Source organism: Lactococcus sp. S47 (genome assembly GCF_016517475.1).
GTDB classification, from domain to species: Bacteria; Bacillota; Bacilli; order Lactobacillales; family Streptococcaceae; genus Lactococcus; species Lactococcus lactis.
Genome location: NZ_JACVUB010000026.1, coordinates 1 through 503, shown reverse-complemented (window position 1 = coordinate 503; position 503 = coordinate 1). Strand labels below are relative to the sequence as shown.

The 503-nt window shown below is 32.8% G+C and carries 1 protein-coding gene; it reads left to right on the top strand.

The genetic code is table 11. From position 1 onward, the window contains the following. Positions 1–503: UDP-galactopyranose mutase (locus IAE52_RS11420; RefSeq protein ID WP_200136807.1), on the top strand; the 503-nt coding region annotated here is incomplete at both ends.

The window sequence follows — 503 nt, the reverse complement described above, 5'->3', positions numbered from 1 at the left end:
CGCTATACGTTTGATAATAATTACTTCAATCATCGTTATCAAGGGGTTCCAGTTGATGGATATACTGCAATATTTGATAAAATGCTTGATTCTGACCTTATTGATGTTCAAACAGGTGTGGATTTTTTCAGTGATAAAGAAGTATTTTTAGAAGAGTTTCCAAAAATTGTTTATACGGGAATGATTGATCAGTTTTTTGATTATTCTTTTGGAGAACTGGAATATCGCTCTGTACGCTTCGAAACAGAAACTGTAAAATCTGACAATATTCAAGGAAATGCTGTCATCAATTATACTGATGCAGAAACGCCCTATACTCGTGTGATGGAGTGGAGACATTTCGATAAAAAAGCTGACGAGGGATATACGATTTTAACGAAAGAATTCCCTCAAAATTGGGATCGCACAAAAGAGGCCTATTATCCAGTTAATGATGAAAAAAATTCTAAGCTTTTTAGAAAATATAAAGAAGAGACTAAAAAATATCCAAATGTTATTTTTGG